At 51.3% G+C, this 18435-nt stretch carries 8 protein-coding genes; 4 read left to right on the forward strand and 4 right to left on the reverse strand.

Features of this window, described 5'->3' with window-relative positions; all coding sequences use genetic code 11:
- Positions 1-6: 6 nt before the first annotated feature.
- Positions 7-1377 (reverse strand): Gfo/Idh/MocA family protein, encoded by a 1371-nt coding sequence (locus ACN0YH_RS13725; RefSeq protein WP_417380135.1) that lies wholly within the window; start codon positions 1375-1377, stop codon positions 7-9.
- 460 nt (positions 1378-1837) lie between these two features.
- Between ACN0YH_RS13725 and ACN0YH_RS13730 the strand changes: the two genes are divergently transcribed.
- Together ACN0YH_RS13730 and ACN0YH_RS13735 are read left to right on the forward strand one after the other, a co-directional pair.
- Entirely contained in the window at positions 1838-3217 is a 1380-nt protein-coding gene (locus ACN0YH_RS13730; RefSeq protein WP_417380136.1) for an efflux RND transporter periplasmic adaptor subunit, read from the forward strand.
- Complete coding sequence (locus ACN0YH_RS13735; RefSeq protein WP_417380137.1) at positions 3214-6420, forward strand: efflux RND transporter permease subunit; 3207 nt, start codon at positions 3214-3216, stop codon at positions 6418-6420. The genes ACN0YH_RS13730 and ACN0YH_RS13735 overlap by 4 nt, the downstream gene beginning before the upstream one ends.
- A gap of 52 nt (positions 6421-6472) precedes the next feature.
- Here the strand turns inward: ACN0YH_RS13735 and ACN0YH_RS13740 are convergent, their stop codons facing one another.
- Entirely contained in the window at positions 6473-8539 is a 2067-nt protein-coding gene (locus ACN0YH_RS13740) for an FAD-dependent oxidoreductase (protein WP_417380138.1), read from the reverse strand.
- A gap of 305 nt (positions 8540-8844) precedes the next feature.
- Between ACN0YH_RS13740 and tal the strand changes: the two genes are divergently transcribed.
- A complete protein-coding gene (gene tal, locus ACN0YH_RS13745; RefSeq protein ID WP_417380139.1) occupies positions 8845-9930 on the forward strand; it encodes a transaldolase in 1086 nt (361 codons plus the stop codon).
- 155 nt (positions 9931-10085) lie between these two features.
- Here tal and ACN0YH_RS13750 read toward each other — a convergent pair whose 3' ends face one another.
- A complete protein-coding gene (locus tag ACN0YH_RS13750) occupies positions 10086-12542 on the reverse strand; it encodes an ATP-binding protein (protein WP_417380140.1) in 2457 nt (818 codons plus the stop codon).
- 724 nt (positions 12543-13266) lie between these two features.
- Between ACN0YH_RS13750 and ACN0YH_RS13755 the strand changes: the two genes are divergently transcribed.
- Positions 13267-14025, forward strand: coding sequence for an HNH endonuclease (locus tag ACN0YH_RS13755; RefSeq protein WP_417380141.1), 759 nt, complete (start codon positions 13267-13269; stop codon positions 14023-14025).
- 178 nt (positions 14026-14203) lie between these two features.
- On the opposite strand, the gene ACN0YH_RS13760 is transcribed toward ACN0YH_RS13755, so the two are convergent.
- The gene (locus tag ACN0YH_RS13760; RefSeq protein ID WP_417380142.1) at positions 14204-18430 is read right to left on the reverse strand and encodes a M56 family metallopeptidase; all 4227 of its coding nucleotides are present in this window, start codon (positions 18428-18430) and stop codon (positions 14204-14206) included.
- Positions 18431-18435 lie beyond the last annotated feature (5 nt).

Consider the following 18435-nt stretch of genomic DNA (forward strand, 5'->3'; position numbering starts at 1 on the left):
TGCAAATCACATGTTGATTTCGTAACCCTTGCGGTTTTCACGCGAGAGGAACGAGTTTGCCTGTGTGTCGTCGATGATTTCCCGTTTTTTGGGATCCCATTTGAGGTCACGCCCCAGACGCATGGAGATATTAGAGAGGTGGCAGATTTCCAGCATGCGGTTATGCGACCAGACATCGGAGATCGGCTGCTTGCGTGAATTCATGGCTTCAATAAAGTTGGCAGTGTGATTCGCGCTGACCTTGCCACCATAAACCTTTTCGATCGCATCTTCCGGCAGCGGATTGTCTTTCAACGCTTCGACAGGTGCCCCGACGATCTTGCCTCGGTTAACGAAGAACCGGCCTTCTGTACCTTCGAAGAGAATACCATTATCACCTTCACTGGTGATAATCATTTCCACATCGTTGGGCATATCGACCTTGATTTTGAATTCCGTGGCGGCGTTATACTGATCGTTGACCGTTGGGAATCCGTCCTTGTATTTGACGGGTAACTTATATTCAACCGGCGATACTTTACTCGGCCCTGTATCACTGGCCCCGAGTGCCCAGCAGGCGATGTCGACATGATGAGCACCCCAGTCGGTCAATTTTCCACCAGAGTACTCATGCCAGTTTCGGAAGGAATAGTGACAATTACTGAATAGGGGAACGCCTCCGCCATACCCTTCGCGCATTTCCGGGAGTGCACGATAATCCACTTTGGGTGCCGGCCCCAGCCAGAATTCATAGTCCAGTCCCTCAGGAACAGCAGCTACAGGGATAACCGGGGAGCCTTCCATTCCATTGATGCCACATGTCACTTTTTTCACTGTGCCGATGCGACCATCGCGGATCAGTGCGATTGCCTGCAGGAACCGCTGTCCTGATTCTGAACGCTGCATCGTGCCCACCTGGAAGACGCGGCCTGTTTCTTTAACGACTTTTTCGATTAACTTGCCTTCGTCAATCGTCAGCGTCAGTGGCTTTTCACAGTAAACGTCTTTCCCGGCGTACATCGCTTCGACTGCGATTTTTGTATGCCAGTGATCGGGCGTGGCGATCATGACTGCATCAATGTCTTTTCGATCCAGGACTTTGCGATAGTCTTTATAGGCGTCCGGTTTCTTATCCTGTTTCTTTTTCGTTTTTTCGACATTCTTTTCAAGCACATTCGCGTCAACGTCAGCCAGTGCCGCAAAATCTGCAAACTTAAATGATTTCGAGGTAATTGCCCAACCCTGGTTTCGCAAGCCGATCGTCGCAAAAACAGGACGGTCATTAGGCGACTGATATCCGAATGCTCGATGTGTCGAAGGGCTGAAAACAGCGGCAGCACCTGTGAAGGCGACTCCCTGAATAAAATTGCGGCGTGTAATTTTTTTAGATGTTGACATCGAGCGTTTTCCTCTTGGAGATATTTATCAGAAGTCCTGTATAGAAAAGTACGTTGACACCACTGGTGGCGTTGGATGTGCCACGGAAATGGTGCGTATTGTGAGCATCGATTCTATAGGAAAAAACCTGTTGAGTATACCGTAAACAGGTTAGCCCCAGTACATGTGTCACCTGTAATCTGTTGCGGGTACTCTGTTTGCAACCTCACAAGAATCCGACTTTTGATGTTTTTGCCTCAAATTCCAATTTGATAAGTTGCCTTGTTCAGACCTCAGACATAGACTACATGTAAATTATTACCGCAAAGACTATTAGCCAGGCTTACGGCCTGATGAACTCCCCCCGCGCCGCTCACCAGAATGCAGTTAAACGCGACTAACCATGACATCCAGCAGGGTATACCTGCTTACTGGAGGCATTGTTACCTTGAAACGCCACTTAAAACCTCCGCAGAAATTAATGACAGTCCTCTTGCTCAGTTTTTTTGTCTGTCTGGTCGGTTGTAACCAGCAGAACTCCGCGGCTCCAACTCCAAACTTACCGGTTGTGACTGTGGCAAAACCAGTCACCAAGCAGATTGTGGAGTGGGACGCCTACACGGGGAGACTTGAAGCGATTGATTTCGTTGAGATCCGGGCGCGTGTCAGTGGGTATTTGAAAACGACACATTTTGATGAAGGTCAGATCGTCAACAAGGGGGACCTGCTGTTCATCATCGATCCACGCCCCTATCAGGCTGAACTCAACGGAGCCCGTGCCTCGCTGAGCCAGGCTAACTCACAATTGATTCAGGCTAAGGCGCAGCTGGAAGAGGCAAAAGCTCAATACCAGCAATCAGAAGCACAACTGGTACTGTCGACCGCACAGCTGAATCGGGCGCGATCGCTAAAATCGAAAAATGTAACGACCCAGGATGAGCTGGATCAGCAGGAAGCTGCCTATCTGCAGGCCAAGGCAGATCATGAAGCCAGCCAGGCGGGAATCAGTTCTGCGAAAGCCACGATTGAAACCGCGCATGCAGTGATCGAAGCTGCCAAAGCGGGAATCGATACGGCACAGCTCAACCTGGATTACACGCGAATTTATGCCCCGGTTGCCGGCCGGATCAGTCGAAAAAACGTCTCTGAAGGCAACCTGATCAATGGCGGCACAACCAACTCCAGTCTGCTGACCACGATTACCTCAGTGAAACCTATCTATTGTAATTTCGATGCCAACGAACAGGACGTATTGAAATACATTCGATCGGCCCAGGCCGGGAAACGGGCCAGTTCGCGCGAGGCCAAAAACCCCGTATTCCTGGGTCTGATTGATGAAACAGGCTTCCCTCACCAGGGACATATGGACTTCGTTGACAACCGCTTTGATCCCGACACGGCCAGTATGCGGGCGCGGTGTGTGTTTCCGAATAAAGACCAGGTGTTGATTCCGGGAATGTTTGCACGTATTCGTATTCCCGGCAGTGATTCTTATAACGCAGTCCTGATTCCTGATTCCGCGGTCGGCACTGACCAGTCTTCACAATATGTCTATCATGTTGTTGACGACATTGTGCAGCGTCGCATCGTAAAACTCGGTCCGATCGTAGACGGACTGCGCGTAGTACGCGAGGGATTATCGGGAAGCGAATCGCTCATCATCGAAGGATTATTGCAGGCACGACCGGAGATGAAGGTCACCTCGCAGCCGGGAACGATCGAAGTTGTTGAAGACGGGTTGCCTGACAGTTATGAACCCCTGCCTCCTGAGCAATGGATCTCGCCTGACCCCGATCCGCTTCCCCAATCGGGCACGCAAAAGGTGACTTCGGTAGATGAGCCACAAGGGGACTCTCAATGAAGTTTCCCCATTTTTTCATCGAACGTCCGATCTTTGCTTCAGTCTTATCGTTCATGGTTGTCTTGATCGGATCACTTGCTTATTTCGCGTTGCCGGTGTCTCAGTACCCGAATGTGGCACCGCCGACGATTGTGGTGCGTGCCAGTTATCCCGGCGCGACACCCCAGGTCATTGCGGACACGGTGGCCACTCCCATCGAACAGGAAATGAATGGTGTCGACAACATGCTTTACATGGAGTCGTCATCCAGCAGTGACGGGACCATGCAGTTAACGGTTACGTTTAAACTGGGCACCGACCTGGATGATGCCCAGGTGATGGTTCAAAACCGTGTCGCGGTAGCCGAATCTCGCCTGCCTGAAGCAGTAAGGCAGATTGGTGTAACAACCCGTAAACAGATTCCCGACATGCTGATGGTGGTGCATCTGAATTCGCCGGATAACAGCCGGGATCAGCTTTATATCAGTAATTTCGCCTTTCTGCGGATTCGTGATTCGCTGATGCGCCTGGACGGTGTCGGCGATATCCGTGTAGCTGGCGGCAATGAGTATTCGATGCGAATCTGGCTGGACATCGAAAAGATGACCCATGTCGGTCTTACGGTAGGCGATGTCGTGCAGCAGGTTCGTGAGCAAAACGCACAGGTGGCAGCCGGCGTCATCGGACAGCCTCCCATCGATGAGAGCGGCGCGTTTCAATTGAATGTGACCACGCAGGGACGATTGCAGGAAGAGGATGAATTCGGGAAAATTGTCGTCAAGCGAGGCGAAGATGGTCGTGTCACCCGTTTAAGTGATGTGGCCCGGATCGAACTCGGTGCACAGGATTACTCACGAATCAGCTACCTGGACGGCAAGCCCGCCGTTGCCATCCTGATCTATCAACGACCTGGAACGAACGCCGTCGATGCAGCTGATGAAGTTAAGCAGACGATGGCCAACCTGAACAAAGATTTTCCAGAAGGAGTAGGTTATGAAATTGCCTACAACCCGACCGATTATGTGGAAGAATCAATCGCAGAGGTGTTCGAAACACTCTATATCACGACCATTCTGGTGGTACTGACCGTATTTCTGTTTCTACATGGCTGGCGTCCTACGATTATTCCCGTGATTGCGATTCCCATTTCGCTGATCGGCACATTCGCCGCCATGCAGGTGTTTGGTGTGACCTTGAATACGCTGTCATTGTTTGGGCTCGTGCTCGCGATTGGTATTGTGGTAGATGACGCCATCGTGGTAGTCGAAAATGTGGAGCGATTAATTGCCGAAGGTCTTTCTCCGCGCGAAGCGACGCATAAAGCGATGGACGAAGTCAGTTCGGCCCTGATCGCCACCACCCTGGTATTAATCGCGGTTTTTGTTCCCACCATGTTTGTCCCCAGCCTCAGCGGTCGCTTTTATCAGCAGTTCGCACTCACGATCGCGATTTCCACTGCGTTCTCAACATTTGTCTCATTGACGCTGAGCCCCGCCTTGTGTGCCTTATTGCTCAAACCGAAAAACGCGGAACGTAACAAAATGGGAAGATTGGTCGACTTATTGTTTGGCTGGTTTTTCCGGCTGTTTAATCGTTTTTTCGACTTCACCGGTAACATTTATGCCGGCATTGTTTCGCGCATCATTCGAGTTTCCGGTGTTTCTCTGCTCATTTACGGCGGGTTGCTCGTTGCGACCTGGTACAGCTTTGGAATGGTTCCGTCAGGATTTATTCCCGCACAGGATCAGGGTTATATCATTGTCAGTATCCGCTTACCGGATGGTGCGTCACTCGCACGTACAGATGCCGTCACCCAGCGCGTCGCGGCGATCGGCAGCAAGATTGATGGTGTTGCGCACTCTGTTGGAATTGCGGGACTGTCTGGTTCCACCTTCACGATCAGTTCGAATGCCGCTGTATCCTTTCTTCCACTGGAAGATGCCAAGGAGCGGGCAGCACGGGGAAGGGGTATCAATGAGATCATCGCCGACCTGCGCCAGGAAGTTGCATCGGTCAATGAGGCACAGATTTTTATTATTGCTCCCCCTCCCGTACGTGGAATTGGACGAGGTGGCGGGTTCAAAATGTATGTGCAGGACCAGGGAGGAGCTGGTGTTGCCGCGTTGAACCAGGTGACCGAACAAATGGTGATGGAAGCGAATCAGCAACCCGGGCTCGTGCAGATCTTCTCAAACTTCCGGGTGAGTGTTCCCCAGATTTATGCTGAAGTGGATCGTACCAAAGCCCAGATGCTTGATATCCCGATCAGTAATGTGTTTGATGCCCTGGAGGTGTATCTTGGTTCGGTCTATGTCAATGATTTTAACTTTCTCGGACGAACCTACCGCGTGACTGCACAGGCAGAACCGGAGTTCCGCGACGAGCAGGATGACATTCTGCGATTGCGAACACGCAGCGCCCGCGGGACGAGTATCCCCCTGGGAGCAGTGGTGGAATTGAAACGTACGTCCGGACCGGACCGGATTGTTCGCTTCAATCTGTTTCCTGCTGCAGACCTCAATGGTCAAACAGCCCCCGGTTACAGTACAGGTCAATCGCTGACAACAATGGAACAACTGGCCGATGCGAATCTGCCACCGGGATTTGGATATGCCTGGACAGAGATCGCTTATCAGGAACGCCAGGCTGGCAATACGATTGTGTTTCTCTTCCCGCTCGCAGTGTTGTTCGTGTTTCTAACCCTGGCTGCACAGTACGAAAGCTGGCTGCTGCCACTGGCAATTATTTTGATTGTTCCTCTCTGCCTGCTGTTTGCGATTATTGGCATCTGGTTTCGTGGCATGGATAACAATATTCTGACACAGATTGGTTTCATCGTACTGGTGGGACTGGCCTGTAAGAATGCAATTTTGATTGTCGAATTTGCGAAGGCGGAAGAAGATGCAGGCAAGGATCGTTTCCAGGCCGCCGTCGATGCGTGTCGGTTGAGATTACGCCCGATTTTGATGACGGCGTTCTCCTTCATCCTGGGTGTGATTCCACTACTGATCGCCACAGGTGCCGGGTTTGAAATGCGTCGCGTGCTCGGAACGGCAGTCTTTAGTGGCATGCTGGGTGTGACGTTTTTCGGCTTGTTTCTCACCCCGGTTTTCTATGTCGTATTGCGACGTTTCGCACGAAAACCGACCCAAGCCACAACTGTTGATTCGACAACCTCGCAGCAACCGGCAAAACTGACCACAACGGGCACAGGCAATTCATAAGCGAGTCTCCTCTCAACCGTGTTCCAAAATAGCCCGGTTTGAGGAATTCGTCTTATTTGACAGGCAGTAACTGAATTGCATCCAGGATAACAAACCCATTGGTTTCATCATTGGAAATTTCAATCGTGCTTTCGGTATTGCCTTGCAATTCGATGATATCCAGCAAACGAAAGAGTTTACCCCGAGGTAGTGCTCTGGTTTGATCGACAATAATGGTAGAATTTTCTGACCCGGAGATAACTTTCAGCGGAACATTATTCGCACGTGTCTCATGGGCAGAATAAGCCATCAGCAGCTGATAGCGCCCCCCCTGGGGAACCTTAAAGCGGAAAATGGCAGTCGCCTTTCCATCCCCCCGCTTTGCCTCATGAACATAGCCGTTACCAATGTGTGGCTTGAAATTGGTGGAATGGCTCCAGTCACCGGAAAGTTCGGCGTTCGTATCATCCAGAACAATCCCGGGCAGAGTCTTCGGATCGATTGAAAACTTAACCTCTGCAGTCTCTGAGGGGGGAGGCAATTCAAGTACCTGCCCCTGTGCCAGAAGACGATCACGAAGCTGTGGATAAGGCAGGTCTTGCGCGGCAATTTCTTTCCTGGCAGACAATGCTGCAGCAATACCGGCACTTTGGCCCAGAATCATCCAGGTCGGTTCCACGCGGAGTGAAGAAATACCGACATGCGTGCAGGAGAGTGCCACAGGAACGAGTAAATTAGAACATTCTTCCGGCTGCGGTAGAATGGAACGATAGGGAACATGATATGCATACCCTTGCTTGGGACTGGATTTTCTGACGGGAAAGATGGTCCCTTCATTGATCACGCCTCCCTCCTGCAATGCGATCCTCTGGCAGTCATGAGAGTCGATCGGGAATGAAGAGACTGCGATAGCGTCCTGCTTTTCCGGTTTTTCCAAGATGTCTTTCTGACTGAGCACATACATGCCTCGCATGCGTCTCCCTTCGCGTACATACAGCGCGGGAGAGAAGTGACCATACCCTGGGAATTCATCTTTGCAGAGTCCCAACCGGGCATATGTTTTCCGGACTTTCGCAGGCACTGCCGGGTCGGTGGTGAGAAAATGATAGAACTCCAGCGTGTACTGCTTATGCTTTTCCCAGATGACTTCCCGCCCCGCTTCGTCGGCTTCACTCCAGCCATTCCCGCCACCGACCAGCCCGAGCGAGAACTGCCCGCCTATCGAATTGTTACCATCGAACTTCCCACCAGGCAGTGGATAAAGATCCCATCCCAGACGGCCGCCTGCTTTTGCAAAACGCCGCATCACTTCAAAACGGGCAGGATCATAGTTATCAGGTTTCGGAAACGGCACGCGGTTTTCAGGATCATCCGTCAGACAGAGCCGAAAGCTGTAGACCATGACGTTGGAATCTCCTTCGTCCTCCGGGCCGGCATCTGTCGTGGTGATCAGAGGAAGAATTTGACCATCGCTGTCGAAACCATTTATATTCATTCTGCTTTTCGGATAACGTTTACCCGCCAGGGATTCACCATATTTCGCTTTCCCTTCCCTGCCGATCGTCCAACTGACTCCAGCGGCTGCCATCAGGTCGCCTTCATACGTTGCGTCAATATATGTTTTAGCAGAAAAAGCCCCCTTGCCAGTGACCAGACTGGTGATTCGTGTCCCTTCTTTTTTAACGGATTGGAGGACTTGTTTCGGCAGAACTTTGACGTGCGCTTCATTCAGCATCTGTTTCGTCACGCGCAAAGCCACATGTGGTTCGTAAGTCCATTTAGACTGATCTTTGACCCGAACCTGATAAGGTAATTTGATCCCCCGGGAAGCATAATCTTTTTCAATGCGTGTATGCCATTCATCGAACAGCCCCATCACGGTACTGCGGACCGTCTGGTTGGAATCACTGAAACTCAGACCTCCTGTATTCAAGCCACCAATATGATCTGTCGGTTCAAGAAGAATCACTGTCGCACCTTCTCGTGATGCTGCAATCGCTGCACAGACCCCACCTGGTGTTGCCCCATAAATGACGACGTCAGCACTGACGACATGCCCGGCCGCCTGCTCTCGGGCAGAAAGTCCGGCTGGCAATATCTGTAACAGGATAAACAGGACGCTAAACAGTCGTTTCTTCATTGATTCTCATCTCTAATTTAATCTGAAGTGCAAGTTGAGTTCCTGACAGTTCGGAACGATACTGACTACACATTGAAGAGTCTTAGATTTCGAACAGTTCAATATACTTCTTCTTGAGTATTTTGCCCAGTCGACTGAAATCAATCATAAAGTGGAATGGAGTCAAACGATGAAATATTGTCGCACCCGCAGAGATGCAGTCGGACTCAGCCTTCCATTGACTTGAGAATTTGACGACAATGAGGCCTGTCACTGTTGGTCTCAAAAACTATGCATCCTTCACCACCAGATTCGGAGGTAATATTATGTCAGCAACTCAACAACTTCATAACCTGGGACAAAGCCTCTGGCTGGATAACATCACGCGTGACCTGCTCACCAGCGGAACCCTGCAACGTTATATTGATGAGCTCTCGGTAAGCGGACTCACTTCCAATCCCACAATTTTTCATCAGGCGATTAATAACAGCCAATCTTACGACAGTGTCATCCAGGAAAAGTTTAAGAATGGTAAGGCAGGCGAGGAACTGTTCTTTGAGGTGGCGCTCGAAGACATCACACAGGCTGCCGATCTGTTTCGACCTGTCTGGGATCGCACCGATGGTGTGGATGGCTGGGTTTCCCTGGAAGTCTCTCCCCTGCTCGCTTATGACACTGAGAGTACACTGGCAGCAGCGAAAGATCTGCATGCCCGTGCCGGTCGTCCCAATGTTCTGATAAAAATTCCCGGTACGCAAGAGGGACTACCCGCCATTGAAGAAGCCACCTTCGCCGGCATCCCCGTGAACGTAACACTGTTATTTTCCAGTGAGCATTATGTCGCTGCTGCAGAAGCCTATCTGCGCGGCGTCGAACGACGCATTGAAGCAGGGCTCAATCCCGCCGTCGGTTCAGTTGCCTCTCTGTTTATCAGCCGCTGGGACCGTGCCATCGTGGACCAGGTTCCCGAAACACTCCACAACCGCCTGGGAATTGCCATCGGACAGAAAGCTTACAAAGCGTATCTGGATCTGATCAACTCACCACGCTGGCAGCGCGCTTTAAACTTTGGTGCCCGACCACAGCGTCTGCTCTGGGCCAGTACCGGTTCGAAAGATCCCAATGCATCCGATGTATTGTATATTACTTCCCTCGCGTCTCCCTTTACCGTCAACACCATGCCGGAACAAACCCTGAAGGCCTTTGACGATCATGGTGAAGTTGGAAACGTACTGTGTGTAAAGGGAGGTGACAGTGAGGCCTTACTCAATGAATTCGCACAGGCAGAAGTTGACAATCAGGCGTTAGCTGCCCGGCTCCAGAAAGAGGGAGCAGAGTCTTTCGTCAAATCCTGGAACGACCTGATGGAAGTAATTACGACCAAAAGTGAATCACTGGTTCAGGCAGACTGATCAGCAGCTTTGATATTGAGTCAGTTTCAAATAGAAGTCAGGTCTCTCTCGTGTGCAGAGGCCTGACTTTTTTTGCCCACAGGTTTGTATATTTTTTTCGTAGATGAAAGCAGACACTGCAGTTCTCAAGGCAGAGGGGTAATGAGCAATCAGAGTTAATCCTGAAATCGTTCCGTCTGTTTCTGTCGCTGGGCATGCAGCGCTTCTGCAGTGACTTCCTCAGAGTAACGCCAGACCATCTCAACCATCTGCGCGTGATCGACGGGTTTTGAGAGATAATCGTCACAGCCTCCCTGCAGGCAGCGTTCTCGATCCCCCTTCATGGCATCGGCGGTGAGCGCGATAATCGGTGAATCCAGTCCTGCAGCCCGCAGCTCAGCAATCGCCTGTAAGCCATCCACCTGGGGCATCTGCATATCCATCAGGATCACATCAAACGGATCACCCGCATCACGGGCAATCAGCGCCAAGTCAATTCCCTGCTGACCATCTTCGGCTGAGGTTACCGAGGCACCTGCTTTCTCCAGAAAATGCTGGCTGATATGCCGGACTTCGCGGCGATCGTCTACCACCAGTACGCGACAATTGAGACGGTGAACTTTGGGAACGGACTCTGCTCTATCTGTTTTTCTTTCCAGGATGCCAGATTCAATCAGCGGAATCCCTTTAATGGAGCCGGCGGGAAGACGCACACGGAAGACAGATCCCTGCCCGACTTCACTCTTGACCTTCAGCTGACCTTTTAACATTTGCACCAGTCGTTTACTGATCGCCAGCCCGAGCCCGCTTCCCCCATAGGCTCGTGTGACCGAAGAATCTCCCTGGGAGAACGGTTTAAACAGTCGCTGGATCTGCTCTTCACTCATGCCGATGCCCGTGTCCTGCACGGCAAATTCGATGATTGGCTTTTCAAAATCTGTGAGCAGCCTGATCACCAGACGTACTTCGCCATGATCGGTAAATTTGATGGCATTACCAATCAGATTGATCAGGATCTGACGCAGACGGGTTGCATCTGTGATGATCAGTTCGGGCACCTTTCCCGCAAATTTGACATTCAACATCAGGTTCTTTTCGTCGGCCCGTACCTGCATTAGCGTCTGAACGTCCGCAATCAGTTCACGCAGTGAAGTTTCTTTCAAATCGACTTCAAGCTTACCCGCTTCGATCCGCGATAAATCAAGAATGTCATTAATCAGTTCCAGCAGATGTTCCCCATTCCGCTTCATGATCATGACGCAGTTCAAATTATCGGGATCTTTCAGATGTCCGAGCAGTACATCGGCGTATCCTAAAACAGCAGCCATCGGAGTGCGAATTTCATGACTCATATTCGCCAGAAATTCACTCTTGGCAAGATTAGCCTGCGATGCCTGCTGTTCGCTGTCGCGTAATGCTTCTTCCATCTCTTTACGGGCTGTAATATCCTGCACGATGGAACTTACCCCCCAGACCTCGCCGTTCTTGTGCGAGAGAGGGTGATAATTTACCAGCCAGCAACGTTCTTTTTCACTGGCAGGAGTGGTTCCTCGCACTTCCTGATTTTTCACAGCCTTACCTGTCCGGAAGACTTTTTCGTAGAGCGGTTTAATCCGGTCGGCAATTCCGGGAACCAGGTCAAAATAGACTCTCCCCAGATGCGCCTCCCGGGGTATCCCATTGATGCGGGCCAGCGTATCATTGATTCGCAGATAACGGTATTCACGATCAACCAGACCCATTCCAACAGGTGCCGTATCATAAATCAGTTCCAGCTCCCGCTTCTGGCGACTGGACTCTGCCTCGGCGGCGATCAGGCTTTCTTCTGCCATCCGCTGCTCATGAATATCACTCACCGTACCAACCCACTCCAGAATTTGTCCTTCCTGATCATAGACCGGAACGGCTTCTGTGATCACGGGGCGATACGATTCGCTCTTTGCGTGCCAGATATGACCATGCACACGGTAACTGGTATGCTTCTCGGTTGGCTTATTCCACAGCGCAGACAGTTCAGCTCGATCTTCAGGCAGCAGGGCCTTCAGCCACCCGTCTCCCTGATGGTCCTCCCAGGTTTGCCCGGTAAAACGCTGCCAGGATATTTGCGGCACAATAAAATTGCCCTGCGGATCCGTGGTCCAGATAATGCTGCTGGTACTATTTAGGAAGGCTTCATAGCGAGACTGCATCCAGCGCAAGTCTCTTTCGATGTCCTTCCGCTGCTCGACTTCTTTCAACAGACGCGTATTGGTTGCTGCAATCGTAGGTAACTTCAACAGATGCGGCATATACTTAATCAGCACGATCACAGCTGCCCAGGAAACAATGGCTGTCGCCAGCTTCAACAATCCCGAGATCCGATAAATCGGATACCAGAAAATGATCGCCTCGACCAGATGCACTGCGCCACACAACAGGATGAAAGCAGCAAATAAGCCGAACAGCCTGGTATAGGGAATGTCCCGTCGTTTAAAAGTGAAATAGAGCAGTACCACAGGGATCGCAGTGTAAGCGGACCACGTACCCACATCGGAAAGAATATGCAACCAGCCTTCGCCACTGGTCCAGGCACCACAATTCCAGCGAGCAGGATAGTCCGATGTATCAAAGAGCTTCGAAAAGAACTCAACCATCCACTCAGCTTTCTCCCCGGTATCGCAGGTACGCTACCCATTTGACGCTTTTCACTACAGGCCCCCACGACGGGGACTCACTGTCGCTGCTGACTCCCCGACCTGCTCCTTTTGGCAAACCCATGGCATCACTTTCGCGACGTTGATTCACCGGGAAGACAGGGGACAAAACCTCAGAGCTTCGACGTTGTCCGGCCATTACCACAAACTGGCTGCCTTCAATCTGCGACAAGTAGATTGTGAGTTAGTGTATACAGTCGTTTTGATTTTCTCAATCCTCTATTTTTCCTGGCGGCAGTGGACACTCTCATCCAAATGGTTCACTGAACAGTTTGATGAAATTGACTGCCATAATTCTAAATACAGTCTCTCCGCTGACTCAGCGATGGACTCATCAGGAGCTTGTAAACCGACAATCTCGCCCCCCCAGGCCATTGAAATATCGCGACTCATCCTTCCGGGAAACAGGTCACAAAACCACATTCCATTCTGAGCCGACACGTGGGCAAACCATTCATCAGGTCCGACAAAATGCCGCAGTTTGCTGCCTGCTCGTCGAGTAAATACCCAACCCCCCTTCGACACCTCCCGAAAATCACGCCCCTCGTCTGTGATAAAACGTGTGGTGTAGTGACATTTGTCGTGTATGTCCAGTCCTGGCAAAGTTAAGAGAATCGAATATAATGCAGATACTTCCTGATAACCTTTCCAGGGCAAATACACTATGGCGCGTAATTGGACTCGTGACGAACTGATTCTAGCCATGAGCCTTTACTGTCGCTTACCATTTGGAAAGTTTGACAAAGGAAATCCCGATGTCATGCAACTGGCTGACACCATTGGTAGAACGCACTCAAGTGTAGCCATGAAACTCTCCAATTTGGCCTCACTTGATCCATTCCATCAGGAACGAGGTATTAAAGCTCTTCCCAATGCTTCGAAAGCAGATCGACAAATCTGGCAGGAATTCCATTCTGACTGGGAAGGACTGGCGGATGAGTGCCTACGACTCGAAAGTGAATATCACCTTCAGCCCGCCGAAGACTCTCTTGAGGAACAGCCGCTTTTTTCAGGCGAAACGGAATCGACTCGCGTAACAAAAGTCCGGCGTGCCCAAAGATTCTTTCGCTCGACAGTTTTGGCATCTTATGAATACCGTTGCTGTATCACTAATATTAATCTCAAGGAACTGCTTATTGCGAGCCATATCATTCCCTGGAGTGAGGACTCAACCAAAAGAGCAGATCCCCACAATGGTCTCTGCCTGAACGCACTCCACGACAAAGCTTTCGATCGTGGGCTGATCACACTGGATGAGGAATACCGTCTTATTTATTCTCGACTGCTACACGAATCTCTCACGATCGACTGTATGAACCAATTCTTCAAACCCTATGAGGGTAAGAGCATTCATTTTCCATTGCGGTTCCGTCCAGATCAGGAATGCCTGCAAAAACACAGGGACCAGGTCTTTCTTACATAACTTCTTCTATTGCGGAAAATAAGTCGTACGAAATCTATTCACAGATTAGCTACTGAATTCAGATTAAATGTGTGTGTGTATCATCCCGTGTGTGAACGGCGATGTCCTGCTCGGTCGGATTAAGTGGAACCAGCCGAACCGGATTGTGCCTGACTTTGTGAGTTGATTCCGGTTCAGTTTATTTGAGTGTCACGCGCCAGATGAGTCGCTGTTGTGGTTGGGCAGTCGGGCGGTTGAACAGGTCCAGGCTCTCTTTTGCAGTGCGGGCGATGGGTACGCCTTGCACGGAGGGAACGTCGGCAACCGGGACGCGGGGTGCCGTCAGTTTTTCCTTCTGCTGATCAATACGGATCTCGACGTCAGACAACTGGTCATCCTGTTTACTGTCCGTCAGTTGCAGTTGCAGCATGTGTTCGCCGGCGGGCAGTAGCTGCTTTCGATATTCTGTTTCGACCGGTTTTTCGCCTGTTTCGTCGATAGAAAACAAACGCAATTCTGCCGACTTGCCTGCGGGCACAACACACTCCCACCAGTGCCAGTTTTGATAATCGCGTCGGCCCCCCCCTGCCACCAGTTCGCCCGGCTGGACAATGAGCGGCTTAAAATGAAACGATTCTTCCAGAACAACCTGATACAGGGGTTTGCCATCAACGCTTTCCATAATGGGGCCGATGAACAGATCCCGTGCGCCGTCCCAGTAGATTTTGCGCGGCGCCTCTGTACCGTTCGACAGTGTGCCGGCTATCCGATCTGTATTCTTTATTGTGTTCAAATTGAATTGAATATAGCCCAGTTCTGCCAGGGGAGTAGACGGGCCGTCCTTCCCATACCAGCCAGTCGAATTGTGATAATTATGTGTCGTTATTGCGGGCTGCTGTTCTTCCCCCAGGTGGAACCATTGCTGCAGTTTGTTGAAAGGACCATGATCTTCAGATGCAAATGTGGATACAAAATTATCATCAGTGCCCCCCTGGTTGGTAAGCATGACATCACAATAATCCCCCTTGGCAGACGCCCAGCCACCAATCATGCGAATCAGTGAACCATCACTGGCATCAAACACGAAAGCGGCCTCCGGTGGAGAACTAAGGGGAGGCTTCGTCTCCCACCCTGCATCCCTGGGACGAACCGTACACAACACGACAACGCGTGTTCCTTTTTTAGTCGGGAGCGAGACCACGGGGCCCCGTTCCGATTCTTTTCGCCTGGTAAAATCAAGCAGGTTCGACTTGGGGTGAAAACCCAGTAGCGTCACATCATCAAAGTCGGCAAGCTCCAGTAACCGATTCAGAACCACCAGTGAAGGCTTTGCCTGTAATTGTGCAAGCAGTTTTTTGGGCGAATCATTTAATACCTCTTTTGGCTGCAGATAATCTGCCTTCACCTCGCGAAAATGATATTCCGTTTTCGGTGGTTGATCGGAGGGAGTCAAGACAACGATTCGCCCGTCAAATATTCGCGGAATGGTCAGTCTTTTCCGTACCACTCCTTTTTTTCCGACGCGTCCCTGCACCATAATCCGCAGATTTGACACGGGTTGTCCGTTGACCTCCAGGGGAATCTGCAGTCGTACAATTCCATCGATACCGGTTTTGCCCGTCGCCAGGGGACCAAACCGCTGTGAGGCCCATAGCTGCCAATCTTCGGGTGCATCGCGAAAAGCGATTTCGCTCACAGTGACTTTAATATCGGCAATGGGCTTGGCTTTTTGATCAACGACCTGAATTTCTCTCAGCGATCCGGGCAGGAGTTTTTCCATGGTAATCGTCCGCCGCAACGTTTTGCCCCCTGCCATCTCGACTACAGCATACCGCATGCCCTCAGCTAAATCAGAGGTAGGGTGGAGCGGCATCTCATAACCGTCGGCTGAGACGCGATAGGAATCGCGACCGTCGGCGGGCAGGTTACGAACGCGCGCCACGCCCTTTGCATCTGACCTGACGCCCAGAAATGTCGCCGTTGACCACTCTCGAAGTTGCCTTAGCTGATCAGTATCCTTGTGACGAATGACGGATGCCATAGACCATACTTCAATCGTGGGAATAAATAATTCACCGCCGATGAAATAACCATTGGGACTGAATTTCACTTTAGCCCCGTCAATTGGCTGACCAAGGGGATCAACGACCGACACATCCAGTGATGTTGTGGGAGTACAGGGAAGCACGACGTCGACCTTATACAGGCCCTGGGTCAGTGGGAACAGATGTGGCCAGAATGAGTCCTGACGTTCAATGGGACTGTCCATCAAGGAGACATCGCCGGCCTGATGCGTGATCAAATAATTTTTCAGCGACTCTGCCGACGGTCGAATTGACTGATAGCCGTCGACCAGAGCAAACAGTTGCACATGTCCGCCTGTGGGAAGTGAGTCGAACTCAAATGTGCCATCTTCCTTCACGATAGCCGTATCCTGCCACGTCCATCCATCGCCAATCTGATGGTCTTCCCCTTCTTTGATATAGAGCTCAACACACCCGTATTTGACTGGTCGGGGTACCGAGTCATCCAGTCGCCCTTCCAGACGAATGCCCGGTCGCAGAGTCGCGACAATGGTGCCATCCTGTTCGACCTTTTCCGGGTTCGACACATCAATCAGATCGCTGAACAACACGGGCCCTTCTCTACTGCCATCCACGACCCGCATCCAGCGACGTTCTGGTTTCACGACGGGGGATGTGAAGTATCCGTTGCGGTCTTTGTCCTGTTTGAATTCACGACCATGAATATGGGAATCTTCCAGCAGAGGATACGCGTCAGGCAGGATGCCCCCTTTGGTATCGACGGCTTTGACGTGCAGAATGCGACCTGGTTTCAACTGTAAAGTCGGGCTGCCACTCAGTGAGTATTGAGTTCCTGCTTTTGCATAACCGGGCGCCACTGCAGAAATATGAGCACGTACAGCCCCCGCGGGAACCTGAATCGTTACTTCTCCAATCCCATTGGTCTCCGGAGGATCACTCACCAGAAGATATAAAGAGTCTCCGTCATTATCTTCCCACGAAAAGACACTGACTTTAGCACCTTCGATGGGTTGATCTTTCTCATCCACGACCCGGACCGTTTTAGGCGTGGTCTGTTTCAGATTAATATCTGCGACATTCGGTCGGTTTATTTTGGGAGCAGCCGGCGTGTCTGGTTTTTTGGCCTGTGGTTTTTCGGCGATCAGAGGTGCCGCCTGTTTTGCTTCTGGCTCCGGTTTCTGTGCGATCACCTGGGGACTGAGTCGGATGGAAGCGAAGCTGACAGAGAGCAGAACGGCAAATAACACAAAGGCAAAGCAGCGGGAACGTTTCAATGTCTTATAAGCCCGTGGTGTTTCCAGCCATTTCAATCTGCGGAGCAGGAAGCTGCGATCTGCCATCGCGAGTGCCGCGGCGCGGGTTTCTGCTCCCTGACGGTGGAGCGCCCAGCCTGCCAGCAGACGTCGGTAGGTTTCAAACCCATCTATCGAGTCCGCGGCCAGCGCATCGGACATATGCTCACACGCCAGCCGATGTTGTGCCGGCAATCGCCAGACGAGTGGATGAAACCAGTAGAACGAAAGCACAATGCGCGAAAGCAGATCCCAGAGTGAATCAAATCCGGCCACATGCGATAATTCATGCATCAGAATCGCGCGGCGTTCAGACGGGGAAAGGTCATTGACCCAGGAATCAGGCAGCAGCACCGTTGGCAGAAACAACCCCACGGTACAGGGACCTTCAATCTGCTGACTCAATCGAACCGGGGGCACACGTTTGAGTGTTAACTGCTGCGCCAGAGCGTCACATTCTGACTGCAGGGAAGCAGGCGCCGTTTCTGCAAAATGTAACAGTTTTCTCGCCCTTTGAATCTGCCAGGCAATACGCAGTAGTAAGAACGAGCTGATGGCGATCCAGCAGAAAAGCCACCAGTGGAATTCAGAATGAACCGAAGGGGACACCTGCGGGATTGATTCGGAGACAGTTTCGGCATCCTGTTGAACGAGAGTGGCTGTCGCCGTTGATTGGACAGACGCTGGTGATGCGATAGGGGGAACCTCGGTGATTAAAGGTTCTGATGCCAGGTTCGCCACGGGAATATTCCGTTCTGGCTGTGTGTCCGAGATCTGGGGGAGAGCGGAATGCAAGGGGACAGCAGGTTCTGGTTCTATCATTTCTGAGAGCATTGGAGTCTCAATTTCGATAGATGTCTCTGCTGAAACGTCAGATTCTGATTCAATCGGGGGTAGAACCGCCAGACTGGTGACTGGCAGACAGAGACAGGCCAATGGCATGAGCAGGGCTGCGGAAATCAGACAACGTGAGAGCAGAACGGACCAGCGCGGATTGCGATTGCGGATCAGTTTCAGCGTCACCCAACCCAGTGCCAATATCAGACTAAGTCGGACCAGCGTGTGTATGATGAAAAAGACGTCATCCATTTCCA

The organism is Gimesia sp. (genome assembly GCF_048262075.1).
Classification (GTDB): domain Bacteria; phylum Planctomycetota; class Planctomycetia; order Planctomycetales; family Planctomycetaceae; genus Gimesia.

What these genes read in the sequence shown, in the direction of transcription:
- ACN0YH_RS13725 (WP_417380135.1), bottom strand. Translation starts at nt 1,377, where the DNA reads ATGTCAACATCTAAAAAAATTACACGCCGCAATTTTATTCAGGGAGTC.
- ACN0YH_RS13730 (WP_417380136.1), top strand. Translation starts at nt 1,838, where the DNA reads ATGACAGTCCTCTTGCTCAGTTTTTTTGTCTGTCTGGTCGGTTGTAAC.
- ACN0YH_RS13735 (WP_417380137.1), top strand. Translation starts at nt 3,214, where the DNA reads ATGAAGTTTCCCCATTTTTTCATCGAACGTCCGATCTTTGCTTCAGTC.
- ACN0YH_RS13740 (WP_417380138.1), bottom strand. Translation starts at nt 8,539, where the DNA reads ATGAAGAAACGACTGTTTAGCGTCCTGTTTATCCTGTTACAGATATTG.
- tal (WP_417380139.1), top strand. Translation starts at nt 8,845, where the DNA reads ATGTCAGCAACTCAACAACTTCATAACCTGGGACAAAGCCTCTGGCTG.
- ACN0YH_RS13750 (WP_417380140.1), bottom strand. Translation starts at nt 12,542, where the DNA reads ATGGTTGAGTTCTTTTCGAAGCTCTTTGATACATCGGACTATCCTGCT.
- ACN0YH_RS13755 (WP_417380141.1), top strand. Translation starts at nt 13,267, where the DNA reads ATGGCGCGTAATTGGACTCGTGACGAACTGATTCTAGCCATGAGCCTT.
- ACN0YH_RS13760 (WP_417380142.1), bottom strand. Translation starts at nt 18,430, where the DNA reads ATGGATGACGTCTTTTTCATCATACACACGCTGGTCCGACTTAGTCTG.